The following is a 22,130-nucleotide window of genomic DNA, read 5'->3' on the forward strand; positions in this document are numbered from 1 at the left end:
AAAAGAAATGTTAGATGCATTGCAATGGTTTGTGGATTTGGGATCAATCGTTGTCTTACCGATTTTGATTTTCATTTTTGGTGTGGTATTGGGAACGAAGCCAGGAAAAGCACTCACGTCAGCTCTGATGGTAGGGGTTGGATTTGTAGGATTGAACTTGGTGATCGATCTATTGGGTAACAGCTTAGGACCGGCGGCTCAACAAATGGTGGAGCGCTTTGGTCTGACGCTGACTACAATCGATGTGGGGTGGCCGGCTGCGGCTGCTATATCCTATGGGACGATTCTGGGGAGTCTGGCTATTCCGATAGGTGTTGCCGTCAATGTCATCCTGATTATCGTTGGGTTAACGAAAACATTGAACGTGGACATTTGGAATATCTGGCATGCAGCCTTTATTGCTTCATTGGTGTATGCGTTGACAGATAACTTTGCGATGGGAATTGCCGCAACAGTCATTTACTTGATGATGATTTTGTTGATGGGGGATATCTTGGGGCCAGTCGTCAATAAGTTCTATGGCTTCCCGAACATCACTTTTCCGCACGGAACCGCAGCACCAGGATTTGTTTTTGCACTTCCTATGAACTGGTTATTCGACAGAATTCCAGGGATTAAAGATTGGAAGGCCGATCCCGAAACGATTCAAAATAAATTTGGTGTTTTCGGTGATTCAACCGTTATGGGCTTTATGATCGGCTTAGTCATCGGAGTTTTGGCTGGATATGATGTAGCTGGAACCGGTCAATTGGCTGTTAAGACGGGCGCTGTCATGGTCATCATGCCAAAAATGGTCTCATTGTTGATGGAAGGGTTGACGCCTATTTCTGAAGCAGCGAATGAATTCGTAAGAAAACGCTTCCCGGGCCGTGAATTGTATATTGGTATGGATGCTGCTTTGTCAGTAGGCCATCCGGCTGTGTTATCTTCTTCCTTGCTGTTGGTGCCGATCACTATCTTGTTGTCAGTCATCTTGCCTGGAAACACAACTTTACCGTTCGGAGATTTGGCAACGATTCCGTTCCTGATCTGTCTGATGGCGGCTGTGTTTAATGGAAACATCATTCGTACGGTGATTGCAGGTTCTCTTTACATGGTCAGCATTTTGTACATCACATCTTGGGTAGCGCCATTAGTAACAGCCTCTGCACAGGCAGCCAACTTTGATCTGCAAGGAAATGCCATGATTACTGCCTTGGCCGAAGGTGGCTTATGGACAACCTGGATGTACGTTGGTTTAACTAAAGTGTTGAGCTGGGGCGGTTTGGCTCTAATCGGCACGGTAGTACTTATGGGATTAGTGTACGTCAATAAAATCATGCCTAATAGGCAAGTAGCGAAAGCAACCAAATAGGAGGAATTCAAAATGAAAAAATTATTGATCATGTGCGGTACAGGTGTAGCGACATCAACCATCGTTACGAATAAAGTAAAAGAGTGGTTGCGCGGTAAAGGGCTAACGGATGAAGTGAAGTTGTACCAGTCCAAAATTGCGGATGAAATGAAGCGGATCGATGACTATGACATCATAGTGAGCACTACGGTAGTGCCAGATTCCATTAAAGATAAAGTCATTATGGGGCTTCCGTTATTGACCGGATTCGGCACTGAAGAGATGTATGCTGAGATTGAGAGAAAAATCAGAGAGTAGGGATTCTGAATATGCTTGTAACGACAAAAGAAATGTTTGATTATGCAGAAAAAAAGAATTTCGCTGTACCTGCGGCTAATTTTTTCGATCTGGACAGCGCGCGTACCTATGTCCAGACAGCTGAAAAGCTGAAGAAACCTTTGATTCTTGCTTTTGCCCAATCCCACAGCGACATGTTGAGTCTGGAAGAAGCTGCCTTGATTGGAAAGTTTTTGGCGGAAAAAAGCACATCTCCAGTAGCGCTGCACTTGGATCATGGTCAAGATGAAGCGTTCATTAAGAGAGCAATCGAATTAGGGTTCACTTCGGTGATGATGGATGCATCAGAAGATTCCTTCGAAGAAAATGTTCGTCGATCAAAAGCCATTGCAGACTATGCTCATCAATTTGGAGTGGTTGTCGAGGCTGAAATTGGCCATGTCGGCTCCGGAAACAGTTTGGAAGCAACCGGAACGAGTGATTCCATTTACACGGATGCGAAAGAGGCAGTCTCTTTCGCACAGCTGACTGGTGTTGATTCGCTGGCAGTATCGATTGGTACTGCTCATGGTCATTATGTGGGCACACCCAAGATTGATTTTACAGTACTCAAAAATATCCATGCCGCAATGGATGTCCCACTTGTATTGCATGGCGGCTCTTCCTCAGGGGATGAAAACTTGGAACGTTGTGCATTGGGCGGTATTCGCAAAATCAATATTTTCACTGATTTCATCACCAAAGCACTGAATGACATTCAAGAAGCTGATCCAAAAGATTATTTTGAACTGAAAAAGATCGCTAATAATGGGATGGCAGAGATGTTGACGCACTACTACACTGTTTTTCATACTGAATCTTATGAAGGTTAGGAGGCACCTATGAATACTAAACGCAAACTCAGAACACCGTTTTTCGTTGTGAATCCAAAGGCATACTTGTATGGGGAAAAAGCTTTATCATTGGCAAAAGCAGCGGATGCTTTAGCTGAAAAACATGATATTGATATTCTTTTTACAGTCCAGCATGTGGATGTCACCAAAATCCGTCAGGCCACAAAGCGTCTATTCATCACAGTTCAGCATCTTGATGGGATCGAAGTCGGCAGAGGCATGGGATACATTTTGCCGGAAGCGTTGAGTGAGGCTGGGGTTGATGCGACCTTCTTGAATCACGCGGAACACCAAATGGAATTGGGAGAGCTTGTCAAAGCAATCAAGCGCTCGGATGAACTGGGTATCTTGACGATTGCCTGTGCAGACTCTATTGAAGAAGCCCGCGCCATCGCCTTACTTTCACCCGATGTGATGGTCTGTGAACCGACAGCACTGATCGGAACGGGCCAAGCCAGTGATGACTCTTATAAAATCGAAACAAACAGGGCGGTTCGTGAAATCAATCCGGATATCCTGATGCTGCAAGCTGCTGGGATATCTGCTGTCAAGGACGTAGAGGATGCTTTACTGACTGGTGCGGACGGCACTGGAGGAACGAGTGGCATTGTGTGTGCAGCAGATCCAGCCGACATCCTGCGTCAGATGATCGAAAAGGTTGCAGAAATCAAAGAAAGGCAGGCGGTAAAATGAAGTTTGTCAAAAAGCAGTTGACATTGACTTCCAACGGCAGTCGGGTCACCTATCACAATATTACTGATGAAGTAAAACAGATCATCGCTGATAGTGGCATAACCAATGGGGTTTGCGTGATACAATCCCCTCATACAACCTGTTCTGTCATTTTCGAAGAGTATGTTCATGATACAGACTTCAATGGGGACGAATTTCTGCATGTTGACCTGAACCGGATCTTGGATCGGATCATTCCTAGAGAACTATCCGAAAATACAAATTATCGCTATCCAGGACCGAAACATTTGGACTTTTTGATGGAATTGGATGATCCGAATTACCCAAGCGATCCGGGAACCATTCTGAATGGCGATGCGCATATCCGTGCATCTTTCTTCGGCGCTAGTGAAAGTTTTATTCTCAGTGAAGGGAAACTGGAAATCGGATCGGTAGGATATATCTACTTTATTGATTTTGATCAGAATCGGGTTCGCAACCGTACTTGCCATGTAATGGTGATGGGAGAATAGGATAGTTAATGAGATTGAATGGAAACTGAAGGATGTATTAGCACGCAAAAGTAAGATTCAATAAAGGAGATTGGTACCGCTAGGGCGGTATTAATCTCCTTTTTCATTTCGATATTTCCGTTGGTGGGAAGGCAGCTGCCCGGAGGTGGGCGTCAGCTCCGACGAGGAGGGCGCTCGTCGGAAGACAGTGCTGTGCCGGTTATCCCACCTCCGGGGAGCGAATGCTGGCCGGAGGAGAGAACGTGGTGGGAGGCCGAACTCCGGCGAAGCCGCAGTGGTCGGAGGTGATGATTTTTTTTGTGATTTCCTCCGGCGAGGAAGCCCCTGCCCGGAGGAAAACGTCAGCTCCGATGAGCAGTGGACTGTCAACACTTTTTCGGACAAAAATAATAAGGTGTCAAAAATGATTTGAGGGTATACACGGCTGCCATTGACACGGAGCCTCTGGCGGTAGGATAAACTGGCCTGTCTCCAAATTTTCAAGAATCGAAATATGGGCCAGCCCCAAAGCCTATCCTGCCGCCCCTCCATGTCAATGGTACGCAAGCCAGCCTCGTCTTGTTTTATTCGCAGTTTGCTTCCGCCAATTGGCGGCGGTACTCCACAGGGGCCATGTAGTCCAATGTGCTGTGCAGACGGATATGATTGTACCAATGCACATAGTCAAACCACTTAATCTGAAGTTCTGCTATTGTTTCGAATGTTTCTTGGTATACGAATTCTGTCTTGATTGATTTGAAGGTCGCTTCGGCAACAGCGTTGTCGTAAGGGCAACCTTTGGCGCTGAGGGAGCGGACGATGTCGAAAGTATCCAATAGTTTAGAAATCAGTTGATTATCGAACTCGCTGCCCCTGTCCGTATGAAAGAGCTGAATGGACGACAAAGGGGCCTTGACTGTATGGAAAGCTTGCAGGACCAACTCTGCCGTTTTGTACTCACCACACGAATAACCGATGATTTCTCGGTTGTACAGATCGAGCAGGACACACAAGTAGTTCCACTTCTTCCCAACTCTGACGTAAGTCAGGTCACTAACGATTGCGCCATGTGGATTGGCTGTTTTGAATTCACGGTTCAGCGTATTCCCCAGATCCGATTCATTGCTCTTCGGTTGATGGACCCTATAGTGGGCTACCGTGTAACAGGATTGTAGTCCCAACTTCTTCATGATGCGGCTGATTTTCCTGCGAGAAACGACTTTACCTTTTTTGGACAGCTCTTTCTTGATCCGCCGCGTGCCATAGGTACGCCGATTGGCTCGGAAGATTTCCTGGATTTCTTCTGTTAGCGATTCATCATCGGATGGGCTACTCTTGGCTTCGTAGTAATAGGTACTTCTGGCGATATCTAGGCATTCGCACATCGCTGATACTGGGTATTTACCGGCATTTGCCTGGATAACTTTTATTTTTGTCCGAGTATCAGCGCCGCTTGCTTTAAAATATCATTTTCCATCCTTAGGCGCTCATTTTCTTTACGTAGGCGTATCATTTCTTCCTGTTCGGGAGTACGGTTGTCTTTTTCCTTAAATGAGCCCGACGATTGGGATTGGCGTACCCATTTGTCGAAAGCTGATGCGGTCAACTCATACTCGGCCAATATGTCTTTTCGCGGCTTGCCGTTTTGGTAGAGGAGTACCATCTGGTTTTTGAAGTCATCGGTATAGGTTCTTCTTGGACGTGGTGTCATGGGGATTATATTCTCCTTTTGATTATATTAAGTTCTATTATATAGACCTCAATGAATTTGTCCAGTTAAGTGTAACCTATCCATTGCGACCTCTAGCCAGCTCCGGGGAGAGAATGCTGGCTGGAGGATGATGATTGGTGGATGGACGTACTCCGGCGAAGCCGCGTTGGTCGAAGGTGATGATTTTTTTGGGTTATTTCCTCCGGCGAGAGGATCCTAACCGGAGGAAAGTGCCAGTTCCGATGAACGGTTCTTTCATCGAAGGACGGACTTGAGCCGGCTACTCAGCTCCTGTGAGCGAATGCTGGCCGGAGGAGGAAGAGTGGCGGGCGGACGAACTCCGGCGAAGCCGCTGTGGTCGGAGGTGATAGTCTTTCGGGGTTCGCTACTCCGGCGAAGGAACGTTAACAGGAGAAGAGAACCGATTAAAAATCTAGTAAAGCGACAATCATTTATCGTCGATTCGCGTATATTATCTTTGATTGCTTTGATGCCTTCCTGATGCCTGTCCCAGTAAAGGAGCTGCTGAATTTGGAAATAATACTGATTTTTCTTCTGGTTGTTGGTTTGTATAAGGAATTTAGTGTAGCCCCGCCGAAGCAGAAGAAACCTAACAGATACAACCGATACCAAAGGACCGCATACAACGACGCAAGCGGCAATAGCGTTTTCGATACTCTGTTTGACACCGGCAACTTCGGAGAGTTCCTGATCTATTCCTGTTTGGAGGATTTGGGCGAGGAGCACAAATTGTTGACGAATGTCTATCTGCCGAAAGGAGATGGGACAACCACCGAAATCGACTTGATCATGATTTCAACAACCGGAATCTATGTTTTCGAGTCGAAAAATTACAGTGGTTGGATTTTCGGGGATGAGAACAGCAGGTACTGGAAACAGATTTTCAGAGGCGGCCGGCATTTTCAATTCTACAATCCTATCTGGCAGAACAAGAAGCACATCAGTTTTCTGAAGCGGCATCTTGGGCTGGGTGACGAGGTTTTTCATAACTATATCGTCTTCAGCGAGCGGTGCTTCCTGAAGAAAATGCTTGTCTATTCACCGGAAGTGAAGGTGATGAACCGGGATGAGCTGGCCTGCGAAATCATAGAGGACATGACGCAGCGGCCGGAAATTTTCACGCCTTTGGAAATCGAACAAATATACAATGAATTGAGTCGGTATACTTTAGCGGATGATGAGACGAAACAGGCGCATGTTGATGCGATGAAGTGGAGAGGTCCGTAACGATTTGGATTAATTTGGAAGCAAGTGTTTCAAAATAAATTGGACAATTGTAGCTTACTTGCTACAATGAGGTGTATAATTGAAATAAGATAAAAATTAACAATCCTCAGAGCAAAGGCTATAAAAAAGTATTCTGGTTTGCTAAAAACAAGAGGAGGGATGGCAATTGAGCAAGAACAGTGAAGCGATTAAGCGACGGAAGTCCGAAAGTTCCGAGTTCAAACAGGCATTTGAAGAAGAACAAGCAAAATTAGATTTTGCAGACCTGTTATTCGAATTAAGACAACAAACAGGATTGAACCAGACTGCATTCGCCAAAAAGGTGAACAAATCACGCTCGACCATTGCGAGGATCGAAAGCGCCAGAACGGAACCATCATTCTCCATGCTAGAAGACATAGCGCAAGCTTTGGGCAAGCACGTCGAAATCAGGTTCGTTGAGGTAAAGCAAGCAGCAGTTGAGAAATCAGTCAGATAGACGATCGAGTGCAATATTTTTAAGACCGATGGAGCAAATTCCATCGGTCTTTTCAGTATGTTCCAGAAACAAGATTATTTTGGAAATACCTAGTGGGCGGGTGAACTCCGACGAGGCGGGTGCTCGTCGGAGTTGGTGTGGTGCCGGGTAGTTCAGCTTCGGGGGGGGAATGTTAGCCGGAGGAGGGTGCGTGGTGCGGCGGTCGAACTCCGGCGAAGCCGCGGTGGTCGGAGGTGATCGTCTTTTTGGAGGATTTCCTCCGGCGAGGAACCCCTTTACCGGAGGAAACTGCCAGCTCCGATGAGCGGGGTGCTCATCGGAGAAAAGCGTTGCGTCAGCTAGCCAGCTCCGGGGAGCGAATGTTAGCCGGAGGAGGGTGCGCGGTTGGCGGTCGAACTCCGGTGAAGCCGCGGTGGTCGGAGGTGATGATCTTTTTGGGTGGTTTTCTCCGGCAGAGAAGCCCTTTACAGGGGGAAACTGCCAGCTCCGATGAGCGGAGCGCTCATCGGAGGACATTCTTGCGACGGCTAGCCAGTTCCGGGGAGCGAATGCTGGCCGGAGGAGGAAGCATGGCAGGCAGCTGAACTCCGGCGAAGCCGCGGTGGTCGGAGGTGATAATCTTTTGGGATGTTTTCCTCCGGCGACAGAACCTTAACCGGAGGAAACTGCCAGCTCCGATGAGGAGAGCGCTCATAGGAAGACAGCGGTGCGCCCGCGAAATCAACTCCGGGGAGAGAATGTTCGCCGGAGGAGGAAGCGTGGTGGGAGGCCGAACTCCGGCGAAGCCGCGTTGGTCGGAGGTGATGTTCTTTCGGGATGTTTTCCTCCGGCAGAGAATCATCTCACCGGTGAAAAACCCTTCCCGGCGTACGCTCAGTCAGGTATCCGAAATTTCATGAATAAAGTTGTAGTCTAACTTCCGATAATATAGTAAAATCGATTTAGCGTGAGGCCGTTCATCGGAATCCTCTGTTTGGATAATCCGAAAATGATAGCGGTAACAATCCGCGAGTGGATCGAAACTTAACGCAGCGCTAGCCGTCGGGAAGTCCGGCCAATTTTCGCGGCTGACAAAACCATTCTGAAGGAGAGCACCGATTTGGAGACCTTCTTATTTTTTATCATTCTCGTTTTTCTTATCGCGGCACGGATGATTCACATCCGCTACGTCAAGTCGGGCAACGGTTCCGCGAGCGGGCGCAGTTTTGCCGGGACGCTGCTGGACAAGGGGACGAGTGGCGAGTTCATGATTTACAGTCACTTGGAAAAATTGGGCGAGCCGAATCGGCTGTTGCCTCATCTTCATTTGCCGAAGAGCGATGGGACCACGATCGATATTGATCTCGTGATGATTGCACGGACCGGTATCTATGTGTTCGAGTCGAAGAATTTCAGCGGCTGCATTTTCGGCGACGAAGACAGTCGTTATTGGACCCAGACGATGAAACGGGGTCCGAAGCAGCAGTTTTACAACCCGATTTGGCAAAATGAGAGCCGCATCTCGTCGTTGGAACGTCAGCTGGCGCTCGAGGCTGATGCGTTCAAATCTTATGTCGTTTTCAGCGATCAGTGCACGCTGAAGAAAATGTACGTCCGGTCAGGCCGCGTCAAAGTCATGAACCGAAGCATGATTGTGCGCGAAATCATCAAGGACATGGCCGAGCTGCCCGACATTTTCACGCCGCTCGAGATCAACCAGATCTATTCCGAACTGGTGCCGTATACGCATACAGCTGCTGCGATCGAGCAAGCGCGGATCGAAACGGTGCGGTTGGAATGAAGGAATGAATGTCAAAAGATAGTAAACCCCCGAATTCCGGGGGTTTTTGTGTTGGTTGGGGGCATGAATCTGTGGTGCGAGGAAGGTCGCCAACTCCGATGAGCGAATGCTCGCCGGAGTTGGGCTGACTTTCGGTAACTGTCCTCCGGCGAAGCCGCAGTGGTCGGAGGTGATCCTCATTTTGGATGTTCTCCTCCGGCAGAGGACCCCTTAACAGGAGGAAACTGCCAGCTCCGATAAGCCCCCGCCTAATCGGAGGATAGATAACGCCAAAAAGCTCAACTCCGGGGAACGAATGCTGGCCGGAGCTGGGCTGATTTTCGGTAACTGTCCTCCGGCGAAGCCGCGGTGGTCGGAGGTGATCCTCTTTTTGGATGTTCTCCTCCGGCAGAGGATCCCTTAACAGGAGGAAACCGCCAGCTCCGATAAGCGCCCGCCTAATCGGAGGACAGATAGCGCCCAAAAGCCCAACTCCGGGGAGCGAATGCTCGCCGGAGCTGGCCTGACTTTCGGTAACTGTCCTACGGCGAAGCCGCGGTGGTCGGAGGTGATCATCCTTTTTGGATATTTATCTCCGGCAAGACACCTCTAACCGGAGGAAGCGTTCAAATAAAGGTCAGCACAATACTTGGCCTTTTCCATGGTAATAGCCTTGTTGATAAACCATGCCTAGGTTTTTGAGCTTGTTGCTGATTCTTTCCGATTCAACACCCTCAACAATCAGTTTGAGATTGTAATGGTTTGACAAAGTAAGCCAGCTGTTCAAGAAATGGAACGTGACCTCTTCATTGAGATTTCTGAAATTCAACAACGAAACTTTGATTGTATGGATGTTTTGGATATTTTTGGTCACCAATTCAAAGTTGTTTTGGCCACTGCCTATATCATCAATCGCCAGCGAAAAATCCTTTGTCTTCAGTTTGGAGATATAGGTTTGGAGCATATCCGCTCCTTCAGCTGGATCGAATGCGCAGTAGTGTTCAGTCAGTTCGATGGAGACATTTTTTCTCATCAAGGAAATGCTGTCCAAAAACCCCCACGTGGAAGGATGCTGTAACTGTTTCGGATGAAGGTTAAGCGATAGCTTGGTGTTGCGGTGGCTCGCAATCAATTTTTTCAGTTCCCTAAAATAATAAGCCATCAATTTGGAATTGCGTTCTTCCTTCTCAATGAACCACAAGAACATTTTTTCGGGGAAAGCACACAGCTTTCGTGATCTCAATAAAATTTCGTACCCATCGATACTGTTGTTTGTATGCGAACACAACATAATTGGCTGGCATACCAAATATAAATCGTCCAGCAACGCTTGCATCTCATCCATTACATTTCCTCCTTTACACTTACTGCAGATGAACCAGCGAAATTATATGGAACTTAGTCCGATGATTAAATAATCAAAAGAATATATTTGTGCAATAAAAAACAATTTGACATGACTATACATTTGGCTTCTATCTAATTTTATCGCTATAATCCGCTTGGTGAGCAAAAAAGTCTTATAAGAATAACCAAATCCATGTGCATCCCATAGCCACCGAAAAAAATGAAAGGCAAGAACTCCGACGAACAGTGGCTTCGTCGGATCTTGCCTTTTTGTGCTGTTAACTTTGGTCAGCTGGATGTATGCCAGGCCGGCTGATCCGGCTTTCGAAGGGGGGGCGTACCTCCGGCGAAGCCGTGCGTCCCCGGAGGTAACCTTTGGTAGTGACGCACCAGCTCCGGTTAGGGGAAATTCGCCGGAGGACAGCCGCAGAAGTCGGCACCAGCTACTGCGAGGATGCCGCTCACCGGAGGAACGAGCGCAAGGGCGCAAAAATGTTCGGCCGGCGCACTACACCGGCCGGCCACTTTCTGATATACTGAAAGGAACATTTAGTCGGAATCGAAAGGAGGGCTGCCGGTGAAAAGGGAGCGACGCTATTATGAGTGGCTACCGGTAATTGCATGGATGCTAGTTATTTTCATCCTTTCGGCCCAACCGGCGGACCAGTCCATCGTCTTGAGCGGAAGCGTGACGCGTTTCTTGGCGGACGTGCTCAATCAGCTTGCCGCGTTCATCGAATATTTCACGCGTGCGCAGGGGACGGTCGTGTTTTTGGCAGGCGTCATGTTGCTGATCTATCTGTTGGAAACAAAACAGGACGAACCGAAACTTTTCGGCATTAAAAAAAACTGGATCATCGGCGCAACCGCCATTTTTTTGGTGCTGGCGATCGGCCTGTTCCTGTTCGTCGATTTCGTGCAGAACACCAGTTTTTCCTACGCAGGCAGGTTGATCAGGAAATCTGCCCACTTCATCGCCTATCTGATCCTAGGATACCTGGTTTCGCATGCGATGAAGAATGAAAATCCCACCGCGTCCGACTGGAAACGGCGGGGTATGGGTCTCATGCTCTGTGTGGCGTATGCCATCAGTGACGAGTTCCATCAAATCTTCGTACCCGGCCGCGGACCGTTGGTGAAGGACGTCTTCATCGATGGATTCGGTGCAGCGCTTGGTATCCTGCTTTATGTGGGTGCCCAGGAATTGTGGAGGCGACGGAAGGGGAAATAGCCGAAAGCACTGGATATTGTTTCTGGGCTTTTGACATATGTGCTTTTAATATAGAATAAGAGATTACCAGGAACTTATGACATTTTTCAATAGCTGTCGAAAGTCAGCAAAGAAATAGAGCCAAATGAAATGTTAGCTGAATTCTCGGCGAAGCCGCGCTCACCGGTAATATTCCTTTTGAAGAAATCGGATTTCCCGATGAGGAAATGTTCACCGGGAATATCGACCCAAAAAATACTATAATTCCCGGCGAGGCTGTCCTCAACGGGAAATTTCGTTTCGTTCAGGAAAATGTTCCCGGTCGGGCCAATAACAGGGCCAGGTCGCCCCCAAAAATTCTCGTTGCGTTTTTTTGCCAGCAGAAGAAAATAATTTAGCCATCTCGTCCATTTAATGTATAATGAGAAAGAATACTTTATAGGAAGAGGATAGAATAAATATGATAACTTTAAAATCTGAACGCGAAATTCAAGCTATGGAAGAATCCGGTGCAATTTTGGCGGGGATCCATGAAGAATTACGCGGTTTCATCAAGCCGGGTTTGACGACGATGGAGATCAACAACTTTGTGCAGGCGCGCATCGAAGCAGCTGGCGCCATCTGCGAACAGATCGGTTTCGAAGGATACGAGTACGCGACGTGCACGAGCGTCAACGACGAAATCTGCCATGGCTTCCCGGGCAAATATGTGCTGAAGGACGGCGATCTGATCAAGGTTGATACAGTCGTGAACTACAACGGTGCCATGTCCGATTCATGCTGGAGCTATGCGGTCGGCGAAGCTGCACCGGAAGTGAAGCGTCTGATGGAAGTGACTGAAAAAGCCTTGTACTTGGGCATCGAGCAGGCGAAAGCAGGCAACCGTGTCGGCGATATCGGCCATGCGATCCAGACTTATGTCGAAGGCGAAGGATTCTCTGTCGTCCGCGAGTTCATCGGCCACGGCATCGGACCGACGATGCACGAAAGTCCTTCCATTCCGCACTACGGTGATGCAGGCAAAGGCCTGCGCCTGAAGGAAGGCATGACGATCACGATCGAACCGATGGTCAATACAGGAGTCTGGAAGTCCAAAATGGACGACAATGGCTGGACAGCCCGCACAAAAGACGGCGGTCTGAGCTGCCAATTCGAGCACACAATCGCAATCACCAAAGAGGGCGCAAAAGTTTTGACACAACAAAAATAAGCTAAAGAGACAGCATTTTGACGGCCAGCGGACTGGTTTTCGCTTTTCTTGAAAAGATGAAGCCCCGAATCCAGATTCTGGGCTCTTTTTTCAGAAGTAAGCGCGATATAGTATTATATTTAATTTCCTTAAAAATAAAACTTTACCAAGAAATTCAGTAAAATAATTATAGTTTTTTCAAGAACGGTATAGTACACTGTTCTACAGTGGAGAAATTGGCGGTTTCGTTGGATTTCCCTGCTGGACAGTTGATATTGTCATTATTAATGCTTGTAATCAGGAGGGAAATCATGGAAGAAGAAATATCATTAGGTGAAATCTTTGCAATATTGAAGCAACGTCTCGGTTCGATCATCGTGTGGAGTATGGCCGGGTTGTTGTTGGCCGCTGTTTATACATTCTTTTTTGTGACACCGACTTATCAATCTACATCCAAAATCGTCGTAAATCAGGCACAAAATGCGGGCCAAGCAATCACAAATGCAGATATCCAGACTAACCTAAGTCTGATCAATACGTATCAGGGCATCATCAAAGAGCCCATCATTTTGGAGGATGTTGTCAGGAACACAGAATCCGATTTGACGATAGCAGAATTACGCAACAAGCTAACCGTTCAAACGGAGAACAGTTCATTAGTGTTCAGCATTACGGTCACAGATGACAATCCATTCACTGCCGCAGAATTGGCAAATGCAACAGCATCATCGTTTGAGCAAAAAATCGGGGGGATTTTGGACGTAAATAGCGTTACGATCCTTTCTCAGGCAGTCGCAAACCCGAGTCCTGTATCACCGAATACAGCGATGAACCTTGTGCTTGGTTTATTGGTCGGAATGATGATCGGTATTGGGTTTGCATTTCTTGTTGAGTTCATGGACAAGACAGTCAAGGACGAAAAGTTCATCGCACAGTTGGGTTGGTCGAATTTGGGAACTGTTTCGCTGATGTCAGAAGAAGAGTTGACAGCTACACGTTTTGTTCAAGCAACACCTGATGTAAAATCGCGTAAAGCTAAAAGACGCATATAGGAGACGATAAGATATGTTTGGATCAAGCAGAAAGAAGATCATGAAGTTGGACAGCCAACAACGTAAAGGTCTAAGTCTAATCTCAAAATTGCGGCCGAAATCCGTTATCGCTGAGCAATATCGGACCATCCGTACAAATATACAATTTTCAATGATCGACCGCGATGTGAAATCCATCGTCATGACATCATCCGGTCCATGGGAAGGAAAATCAACCACAGCCGCAAACTTGGCATCCGTTTTTACCGACCAAGGGAAACGCGTGCTGTTGGTCGATGCGGATTTACGCAGACCGACCGTGCAACGCACTTTCGGTTTGAGCAATGTTGAGGGCTTGACGACACTTTTGAGCGAACCTGACAAAAAAATTGACGAGGTTATCCAACACGTGCCCAGAACAGAATTGCATGCTTTGACAAGCGGACCGATTCCGCCGAATCCATCCGAGTTGTTGAACTCAAACCGTATGAACGGGTTGATGAAACGATTCGAAGAGATGTACGACATCATCATCTATGATATGCCTCCGGTGACATCAGTGACTGATGCGCAAATCATGGCTGCAAAATCTGACGGCGTTGTGTTGGTAATCCGTCATGGTGTGGCACAAAAAGATTCTGTCCTGAACGCGAAAGAGTTATTGGAAATGGTGAACGCGAACATATTGGGCGTGGTTTTCAATGGTGTAGAGAAGAAAACTGATTATTCCTACTACGGTTATGGTTATACAAACGAGGGGGAAGCGAAGTGATCGATCTTCATTGTCATCTGTTGCCTGGTGTCGATGACGGAGCTCGAACATTGGATGATTCCTTGGCGATGGCCCAACAAGCCGTTGCCGAAGGAATCTCCCACATCCTTGTGACGCCGCATCATAAAAACGGCAAATATTTGAACCCAAAAGAGGCTGTCATGGAAGCTACAGCAGCTCTGCAAGCAGAACTGGACAGCAGAGGGATCGGTCTGACCCTTTTTCCTGGACAAGAACTCCGCATCAACGGAGAAATACTGGAAGATATCGAGAAAGGGGATATTTTATTCATCGACGACGAATCACAATATTTGTTGATTGAATTCCCGACCATGTCGATACCGCATTTTACAGAATCATTATTTTTTAAACTACGACAAAAAGGCATCACGCCGGTCATCGTTCATCCGGAACGGAATCAGGCGATCATTGATGATCCAAATATATTGCTTCCTTTCATTGAAAGGGGCGCGTTGGCACAAGTTACTGCGAGCAGCTATGTGGGGGCCTTTGGCAAAGACAACGCGAGGCTCAGCAACCAACTGATCGAAGCAAACCTTGTGCACATCCTTGCATCGGATGCCCATAACACACGCGGAAGAGGTTTTCATTTCCGGAAAGCTGTCGCTAAACTTGAAGCAGAATTCGGACCCGAGAAAGTCGCTTATTTCAAACAGAACGCAAAAGATCTTTTCAACGGAGACGTCGTCCATACGGAGGATCCGTCTGAAGTATATCAAAAGAAAAAAAGATTCCGATTGTTCGGCAAGTGAATATGCGTAAGTCCTAAGCCCGGGGAACAAAGCAGTTTGTTCTCCTGGCTTTTTTTTAAATATTTTTAATGCTCAGCCATTTGAATTATTTCTGTTGTGTTACTAATTCCTTAAGCGTCTTGATTGTTCATCAGTTTATTGATAATATTATTAAGATTCTATGACAAGTGCCTCGGATAGACAGTTGGGCTTCTTTTTGCATGGACTAAGAGATTTTATATAGTTATGTTCAACAAAATACTTGATGAACGAGTATTGCTGGCTAGAACAGGGCAGACCAGGAGCAATCCTGAAAAACAATTGTTTTATGCATAAATATTCATTCAAGAGAAAGAGGAACGCATAATGAATGAAACCAGAAAAAACAGACAAGGGAGAAAAAGGGTATGGAAGGTCATCTTTTCCATTCTGATGGTTGCGATGGTCGGTGTCGTTGCATACTTTTTTAAGGCTTATTCCGACATCGGCAGCACCGCAGAATCGATCTACAACGAGGTGAGTGTAGTCGAAATGCGGGAAGAATCGATCGAAGTAGAGACGGCAACGCAGCCGATTTCGTTCTTGTTGCTGGGAGCTGACACGGGTACTGCTGAAGAAGAGCGCACGGAAACAGGACGCAGCGACACGATCATCGTCTGCACAGTGAATCCGAACACAAAGACAACAACACTTTTGAGCATCCCGCGCGATAGCTACGCGGAAATCGTCGGATACAGCGATGTGTACGATTATTACGGTGACTACTATGACAAGATGAACCATGCGTATGCTTTTGGCGGTACGGAAATGTCCATCAATACGGTCCAGGAATTTTTGAATGTTCCGATCGATTATTACGTTGAAGTGAACTTTGACGGATTGACGGACATCGTTGATGCCATCGGCGGTGTCGAAATCACGAGTCCGCTGACGTTCGATTTCTATGGTCCGCAATTCATCGAGGGAGAAACAAGGATCCTGAACGGTTTCGAAGCGCTGCAATTCTCGCGGATGAGAAAACAGGATCCGGAAGGCGACCTCGGCAGACAGAAACGCCAACAGATGGTTATCAAAGCCATCTTGGATAAAGTCTTGACGATGGGAACGGTCGTGAACTATAAAAATATCCTGGCCACTTTGGAAGACAATGTCCAATTAAATATGTCATTGGACGAAATCCTTTCCATCGCCAGCGGGTACCGCAAATCAATGGAGAATTTCCAACAATTCTATGTTGAAGGCGAAGAAGTCTACATCGACGAAATTTATTACTATTACGTAAATCCGGAAGAACGGTTGCGCTTGTCCAACATCCTACGGGCTGAGTTGGAATTGCCGGAAGTGACAATCGAAGAGATCTCGACATCGGACAGTGAGCCGTATTATGATACTCAATCTTCCGCGACGGATTCTTCCTACACGGATACGACATACGATTCGTCCACGTACGGACAAACTGATGTCTACACGCCGAACTATTCCGATCCGTATATCGAAGAAGAAACGTATACCGAAGATTACTATTATGAAGAGCCTGTCCAGGACGACACCTATTACGAAGAAGAAATCTATGACTCGGCTTATTAAGATGAGTCATTTGATCAGTAAGCGGTGCAAATAAAGAGTACGAAAAAGATGGAAGGATGGGCAGACTGCCCATCCTTTTTCTGTGGAATGGCTTGTATGATCAGGTTTTGGCATTTTTCAGTCGCGGCTGCGTCTTTGACTGGCGGAGAGCCGGAATAGCCCGCCAAAAGCACCTTGGCGGGTAAATTGGATGCGAATATTCAGCGGAAAACCCGCCAAATGTGGTTTGGCAGTTTATTCTGCAGCTGCACCGTTCCCTTTTCCCCGCCGCAGCCCGTTTGGCGGGTTAATTGGGAACCAATCCACCAAAAATACATCGTCACGCCCAAGTGACGACCCCGAGATCCCCTCCAAACCATCAATCCGCCTTTACAATTTTGTTAAGATTGTTATTTTTCCTTTTTCATTCCGGTTAATTGACTTATACTAGAGGGTAATGGGCAAACTGCGCACATTTTGGGGCGCAACGTCAGCCAATACATCCTGCAGAGGCAGGATCGGGAGGAGGACCTAGGGTGAAACCAATGGTCAGCATCATCGTGCCGGTCTACAACGCGGCACCTTACTTAAACCAATGCGTCGATAGCTTAACCAACCAGACGCTGAAGGAAATCGAAATCATACTGATAAACGACGGTTCGACGGATGACAGTCTGGCTGTCTGCGTGGCGCTCTCCGCCACAGACGACCGGATCCGCCTGATCGACAAACCGAACGGGGGCGTTTCGGAAGCGCGCAACGACGGTCTGCGTGCAGCTACTGGGCAGTACGTGGGCTTCGTCGACCCGGATGATTGGGTGGACGCGGACATGTACGAACGCATGCTTGCGACACTTACGGCAGCGCAAGCGGACATCTGCATGTGCAATTATGTCAAAGAGACGAAGGAAGGCACCGATCCAGTCCTGATGAAACAAACCGGGGTCATCGAAAAGGATGCGATCCTCGGCGATATCGTGGCGAATGTCATCGCCAAACCGAGCTTCAAGAGCGGGGAAACGGACATCATGGGCAGCGTCTGCCGCCTTTTGATCAAGCGCGAGCTGCTGGAAGGCGAAAATATCTGGTTCGACAAGGAAGTCGCCTTCATGGAAGACTTGCTTGTCTGCGTCGAAGCTTTCCTCAAAAGCGAGCGCATCGCCATCGATGATGGCAGCCACTACCATTACCGCGTCCACGAGAGTTCGGTCGTTAATTCCTACAAAAAAGCTTTCCATGAACGCCAAATCCATGCTTTCCGTAAGCTGCAGGCGCTGTTGGAGCGCGAAGGCAAGGCGGACGAATTGGCCCAGCGCCTGGATATGCGCTATATCATCATCGCTTTGCTGTCGCTGGCGAATGAGGCGCACAAAAGCAATCACCAGCCGATGGGCGCAAAGATCAAGAATATCACCGCCATCCTGAAAGATCCGGTACTCAAAGCGATCCTCACCCGCTTGGATTTGGGCGAAGCCGAATCGCGGAAGAAACTGGAGCTGACCTTGATGAAGAAGAAAGCCAGCGTTGCGCTCTATCTTTATTACAGCCTGTTCAACCGAATCAAAGCTGCAATGGGGAAAGGCTAAACTATAGCTGTCCATAGAAAAGTATGAGGAGAGGGGATCGACGAGTGAAGACTATCTGTTTATTTTCTCCAGGCATCCTGCCGGTTCCTGCCGTCAAAGGCGGAGCGATCGAGACTTTGCTGGAGTTGTTGATCGAACAGAATGAAATAGAAAAGAAAGTGCGCTTTTTGGTCGTTTCCATCCACGACGAGGAGGCCGAAGCGCGCAGCCAGAAATACAAGCAGACGGATTTCATCTACATCAAGCGCAACCTCTTGTTTGCGGGCGCCTACAAAGCGGTCAAGGTATTGATGAGGAAACTGCTCAAAATCCGCTTTTCGCGCCCGAACCTGTATTATTGGTTGGGGGTGCGCAAAGTGTTGGCCGCCAAGCCGGATGCGGTGGTCGCTGAAGGCGGGGATTACGCCGTTTTCAAGCAATTCACGCAGGCGCTCGGAAAGGAAAACGTCTTTCTGCACCTGCACCATCATCTGCGCGGAGATGCCGAACTGGACAGCGTATTCGGGGAAGTGTTGACGGTCAGCCGTTTCGTCAAGGACGAATGGCTGGCGACCTCCAGCATGGATTCCGGACAGGTGACGGTGCTGCCGAATGCGATCGACAACGATCGTTTTGCGGACAGCCTCAGCAGCGAAGAAAAAACAGCCTTGCGCAAGGACCTGGGGCTTTCTCCCACTGATTTCGTGGTCTTGTTCTGCGGGAGGGTCATCCCGGAAAAAGGGGTCAAGGAACTGATTCTGGCATTGGAAAAAGTCGCTGATCCGACCGTGAAGCTGCTCATCATGGGCAGCCCGAATTTTGCCTTGAAGGACAAATCGGACTATCTGGAAGAGGTTGAGGCATTGGTGAAGAAGAACGCCGATCGGATGGTGTTCACGGGATATGTCGCCAACGCAGAGACCTATCGCTTTTATGCCATCGCCGATGTCGTGAGCGTGCCGACCCTGATCGAAGAGGCGGCCGGCTTGGTCGTCCTCGAAGCAATGGCGGTAGGCAGACCGCTGATCGTAACGAATTCGGGAGGAATCCCCGAGTATGCGACGCCGGAATTGGCGATGATCCTGGAACGCAACGCTGATTTGGTCAGCAAACTGGCGGACAGCATCACTACCCTCAAGGAAAACGAGACATTACGCAGCCAAATGGCAAAAAATGCCAAGGAACGCTCACTGCGTTACACGAAGGAAGTTTTCTACACCGATTTCGTGGACCGTTTCAAGGACAGATAAAAGGGTATCGGCCGGAAAGGCTCCCCCCTGAATAAGGAGGAATCATCAAAATTCATGAATAAAGAAAAAACATTATCCATCAACATGATCGCCAGCATCGTAACCTTGGTGCTCAACCTGGGGATCAACTTTTTCCTCTCCGATTACATCGTCAATAACATCGGGGTGGAAGCTTACGGGTTCGTGAACCTCGCGAATTCGATGGCCAACTATGCGGTCATCATCACGGTCGCGCTGAACTCGGTCGCGGGCCGATTCATCACGATCGCTTACCATAAGGACGACAAGAAAGAAGCCAATCAATATTTCAATTCAGTCCTGATGGCGAACATCGTCATGGCCGTCTTGTTCGCGGTGCTCGGTCTGTTTGTGGTCACGAACTTGGATAAACTGATCAACATTCCGGCTGAATTAGTCGTGAGTGTGAAACAATTGTACACACTGGTTTTCCTCAACTTTATGCTGTCGATCATCAGTACCGTCTTCACAGTGGCGACGTTCATCACGAATCGTCTCTATATCAGCAGTTTGATCAATGCCGTTTCCTATACGCTGAAGGCGATCCTTTTCATAGTATTCTTCTCTGTGTTGCCGACAACCGTGGCAATCGTCGGGTTGGTGATGCTGATTTGCACGGCTTTTGTTCTTATATCAAACATTCACTATACGCGCAAATTGGTTCCCGACATCAAAATCCGACCGCTTGATTTCTCGATGGCGAAAGTCAAAAAACTGTTCGCTTCCGGTGTCTGGAGCAGCATCAGCAGCCTGAGCCAAACGCTATCGGACGGACTGGACCTCCTGATCAGCAACCTGTTCATCAGTTCCATCGCGATGGGGCAACTTTCCGTAGCAAAAACATTGAGCAATATCCTGAACCAAGTCGTTGCGAGCATTTCCAATCTCTTTGCGCCGCAGTTGACTTATCATTACGCGAAGAATGACATCAAGAGTTTGTTGGTGGAATTGAGGCAGAACATGCTTTTGACCTCGGCCTTCGCGAATATCCCGGCTGCGATTCTCGTTGCCTTCGGTCATGAGCTGATCCAATTGTGGGTGCCGACGCAGGACGCGGACATGATTTATGTACTGCTTTTGCTGACGATTTTTCCGTTCTTGGATTCTCCGCCGATCACGGGGATGTACAACGTCTTCCTGATCACGAACCGTTTGAAGATGAATTCGCTGTTCTGGTTCTGCATCAGCATATTTGATGTCATGCTCGTTTTTCTTTTGCTGAACACGACCGATCTGGGGATACTGGCGATCGCCGGTGTCAGCACGTCGGTGGGTTTCATCGCCAATATGACCTTCATGCCGATCTATGCCGCAACCTGTCTGAAGCAGAAAAAGACGATTTTTTATCCGATCATTCTGCGTTACTTTGCCGTAACCGTGCTGATGGTCCTGACGTTTGTCGGGGTGAAATTGGTAGTGCCGGCGATCGATGGTTGGCCCGCATTGGGTGCAGCAGCTGTCGGCTGCGGTATTGTGGGCTTGGTGATCAACTACTTCTTGCTGTTCGGCAAAGCTGAACGCGACAAATTGCAGCTGCTTGTATCCAGTAAATTATTGAAGAGGGGAAAAAACTGATGAGAGAAATCACGATCGTAACCGGCTTTTTTGATATTGGCCGCGATAAATATGCGTTCTATTCAAGAAGCGTAGAAAAATATTTGGACTACTTCCGATTTTGGGCACGGATCCAAAATCAGATCGTCGTCTATACGACGCCGGAACTGGCTCCGAAAGTGATGGAGATCCGCGGCGAATTCGGCTTGGCCGACAAGACCGTCGTCATCGAAGTTGCGGATGTGTTTGAGGTTGAACCTGCCCTTTATGAGCGCATGGCAGCCGTAGAATTGAAGTCTGATTTCCATCAGTTCCGGGCGAATACCGATCCGGAGTGGCCCGACAACAAAGCCAATTATGATTACATCATGCTGATGAAATACTGGTGTTTGTATGATGCGGTCGAGAAGGGCTTGGCCACAGGCATGCTGGCCTGGCTCGACTTCGGCTTCAACCACGGTGGCAAGAGCTTCAGTGATGCCGCCGATTTCGACTACTTATGGCAAACGGATCTGGAGGATAAAGTCCATCTGTTCAGCTTGAGCGATCCGAACAAGATCCATGCCGGGTTCCAATTGCAGTTCCTTTCCGAATGCCTGATGGGCGCGCCGGTCATCCTGCCTGACAGTTTGGCTGATGATCTGTGGAACTTGACCAAAAAAGCGATGGAAGCATTAGTGATGCTGGATTGCATCGATGATGACCAACAATTGCTGATGATGTCCTATCGCGAGCGGCCGGAAATTTTCGATGTCCATCTTTCCGACTGGTTCATGCCGATGAAGGAATACGGCGGCCAGCACCTGAAGATGGTTGAAAAGGTCGAAGAAAAACGTTCTTTCCTGGCCGAAATCAAATTGAAGCTCTATTTCATCAAGCGCCGATTGTTGTTCTGTAAACGCATTTATGACGCAGCCAAGCGCTACAAAGTCTAAATTTTTAAAATGCAATCCGGCAGACAAACAAGCAGCCG

At 48.0% G+C, this 22,130-nt stretch carries 20 protein-coding genes; 18 read left to right on the forward strand and 2 right to left on the reverse strand.

Annotated elements, in window-relative coordinates; all coding sequences use genetic code 11:
• Positions 1-7 precede the first annotated feature (7 nt).
• The 5 genes from ACKPBX_RS11585 to ACKPBX_RS11605 are packed head-to-tail and all read left to right on the forward strand — an operon-like array spanning position 8 to position 3,728.
• A complete protein-coding gene (locus ACKPBX_RS11585; protein ID WP_319995472.1) occupies positions 8-1,354 on the forward strand; it encodes a PTS galactitol transporter subunit IIC in 1,347 nt (448 codons plus the stop codon).
• Between the two features lie 12 nt (positions 1,355-1,366).
• Positions 1,367-1,651: a PTS sugar transporter subunit IIB gene (locus ACKPBX_RS11590; RefSeq protein WP_319995473.1), complete on the forward strand. Its 285-nt coding sequence runs from the start codon at positions 1,367-1,369 to the stop codon at positions 1,649-1,651.
• Between the two features lie 11 nt (positions 1,652-1,662).
• Positions 1,663-2,502, forward strand: coding sequence for a class II fructose-bisphosphate aldolase (locus ACKPBX_RS11595; RefSeq protein WP_319995474.1), 840 nt, complete (start codon positions 1,663-1,665; stop codon positions 2,500-2,502).
• 9 nt (positions 2,503-2,511) lie between these two features.
• Positions 2,512-3,216: a triose-phosphate isomerase gene (locus ACKPBX_RS11600; protein ID WP_319995475.1), complete on the forward strand. Its 705-nt coding sequence runs from the start codon at positions 2,512-2,514 to the stop codon at positions 3,214-3,216.
• Entirely contained in the window at positions 3,213-3,728 is a 516-nt protein-coding gene (locus ACKPBX_RS11605; protein ID WP_319995476.1) for a YjbQ family protein, read from the forward strand. Before ACKPBX_RS11600 ends, ACKPBX_RS11605 begins: the two co-directional genes overlap by 4 nt.
• 563 nt (positions 3,729-4,291) lie before the next feature.
• Here the strand turns inward: ACKPBX_RS11605 and ACKPBX_RS11610 are convergent.
• Positions 4,292-5,418 (reverse strand): IS3 family transposase gene (locus tag ACKPBX_RS11610; protein WP_319995477.1). Its coding sequence is split into 2 segments (ribosomal slippage): positions 4,292-5,169 and positions 5,169-5,418, totalling 1,128 coding nucleotides; the frame shifts between segments, so codons are not numbered across the junction.
• A gap of 531 nt (positions 5,419-5,949) precedes the next feature.
• On the opposite strand from ACKPBX_RS11610, the gene ACKPBX_RS11615 reads away from it, so the two are divergent.
• The 3 genes from ACKPBX_RS11615 to ACKPBX_RS11625 all read left to right on the forward strand — a co-directional run bounded on the left by ACKPBX_RS11615 (position 5,950) and on the right by ACKPBX_RS11625 (position 8,924).
• Positions 5,950-6,666, forward strand: a complete 717-nt coding sequence (locus tag ACKPBX_RS11615) for a nuclease-related domain-containing protein (RefSeq protein WP_319995478.1) — start codon at positions 5,950-5,952, stop codon at positions 6,664-6,666.
• A 166-nt stretch (positions 6,667-6,832) separates the two neighbouring features.
• Positions 6,833-7,144 (forward strand): type II toxin-antitoxin system RelB family anti-toxin, encoded by a 312-nt coding sequence (locus ACKPBX_RS11620; RefSeq protein ID WP_319995479.1) that lies wholly within the window; start codon positions 6,833-6,835, stop codon positions 7,142-7,144.
• Positions 7,145-8,243: 1,099 nt separating this feature from the next.
• Positions 8,244-8,924: a nuclease-related domain-containing protein gene (locus ACKPBX_RS11625; RefSeq protein ID WP_319995480.1), complete on the forward strand. Its 681-nt coding sequence runs from the start codon at positions 8,244-8,246 to the stop codon at positions 8,922-8,924.
• Positions 8,925-9,540: 616 nt separating this feature from the next.
• On the opposite strand, the gene ACKPBX_RS11630 is transcribed toward ACKPBX_RS11625, so the two are convergent.
• Entirely contained in the window at positions 9,541-10,248 is a 708-nt protein-coding gene (locus ACKPBX_RS11630; protein WP_319995481.1) for an EAL domain-containing protein, read from the reverse strand.
• A gap of 579 nt (positions 10,249-10,827) precedes the next feature.
• Here ACKPBX_RS11630 and ACKPBX_RS11635 point away from each other — a divergent pair.
• The 10 genes from ACKPBX_RS11635 (at position 10,828) to ACKPBX_RS11680 (ending at position 22,092) form a co-directional block, all read left to right on the forward strand.
• On the forward strand, positions 10,828-11,481 hold the full coding sequence (locus ACKPBX_RS11635) for a VanZ family protein (protein ID WP_319995482.1): 654 nt from the start codon (positions 10,828-10,830) through the stop codon (positions 11,479-11,481).
• Between the two features lie 439 nt (positions 11,482-11,920).
• Positions 11,921-12,670, forward strand: a complete 750-nt coding sequence (map, locus tag ACKPBX_RS11640; protein WP_319995483.1) for a type I methionyl aminopeptidase — start codon at positions 11,921-11,923, stop codon at positions 12,668-12,670.
• 290 nt (positions 12,671-12,960) lie between these two features.
• Complete coding sequence (locus ACKPBX_RS11645) at positions 12,961-13,701, forward strand: YveK family protein (RefSeq protein ID WP_319995484.1); 741 nt, start codon at positions 12,961-12,963, stop codon at positions 13,699-13,701.
• A 13-nt stretch (positions 13,702-13,714) separates the two neighbouring features.
• Positions 13,715-14,452 carry a CpsD/CapB family tyrosine-protein kinase gene (locus tag ACKPBX_RS11650; protein ID WP_319995485.1) on the forward strand — a complete coding sequence of 246 codons (738 nt, stop codon included), beginning with the start codon at positions 13,715-13,717 and terminating at the stop codon, positions 14,450-14,452.
• The gene (locus ACKPBX_RS11655) at positions 14,449-15,225 is read left to right on the forward strand and encodes a tyrosine-protein phosphatase (protein ID WP_319995486.1); all 777 of its coding nucleotides are present in this window, start codon (positions 14,449-14,451) and stop codon (positions 15,223-15,225) included. Before ACKPBX_RS11650 ends, ACKPBX_RS11655 begins: the two co-directional genes overlap by 4 nt.
• Positions 15,226-15,570: 345 nt before the next feature.
• Positions 15,571-16,791 (forward strand): LCP family glycopolymer transferase, encoded by a 1,221-nt coding sequence (locus ACKPBX_RS11660; protein WP_068559247.1) that lies wholly within the window; start codon positions 15,571-15,573, stop codon positions 16,789-16,791.
• Positions 16,792-17,315: 524 nt separating this feature from the next.
• Positions 17,316-18,356, forward strand: a complete 1,041-nt coding sequence (locus tag ACKPBX_RS11665) for a glycosyltransferase family 2 protein (protein WP_319996435.1) — start codon at positions 17,316-17,318, stop codon at positions 18,354-18,356.
• Positions 18,357-18,400: 44 nt separating this feature from the next.
• Positions 18,401-19,585 carry a glycosyltransferase family 4 protein gene (locus ACKPBX_RS11670; RefSeq protein WP_319995487.1) on the forward strand — a complete coding sequence of 395 codons (1,185 nt, stop codon included), beginning with the start codon at positions 18,401-18,403 and terminating at the stop codon, positions 19,583-19,585.
• Between the two features lie 54 nt (positions 19,586-19,639).
• Positions 19,640-21,178, forward strand: a complete 1,539-nt coding sequence (locus tag ACKPBX_RS11675; protein WP_068559242.1) for a lipopolysaccharide biosynthesis protein — start codon at positions 19,640-19,642, stop codon at positions 21,176-21,178.
• Complete coding sequence (locus tag ACKPBX_RS11680) at positions 21,178-22,092, forward strand: WlaTC/HtrL family glycosyltransferase (protein WP_319995488.1); 915 nt, start codon at positions 21,178-21,180, stop codon at positions 22,090-22,092. The genes ACKPBX_RS11675 and ACKPBX_RS11680 overlap by 1 nt, the downstream gene beginning before the upstream one ends.
• Positions 22,093-22,130: the final 38 nt, after the last annotated feature.

Source organism: Trichococcus shcherbakoviae (assembly GCF_963666195.1).
GTDB lineage: Bacteria > Bacillota > Bacilli > Lactobacillales > Aerococcaceae > Trichococcus > Trichococcus shcherbakoviae.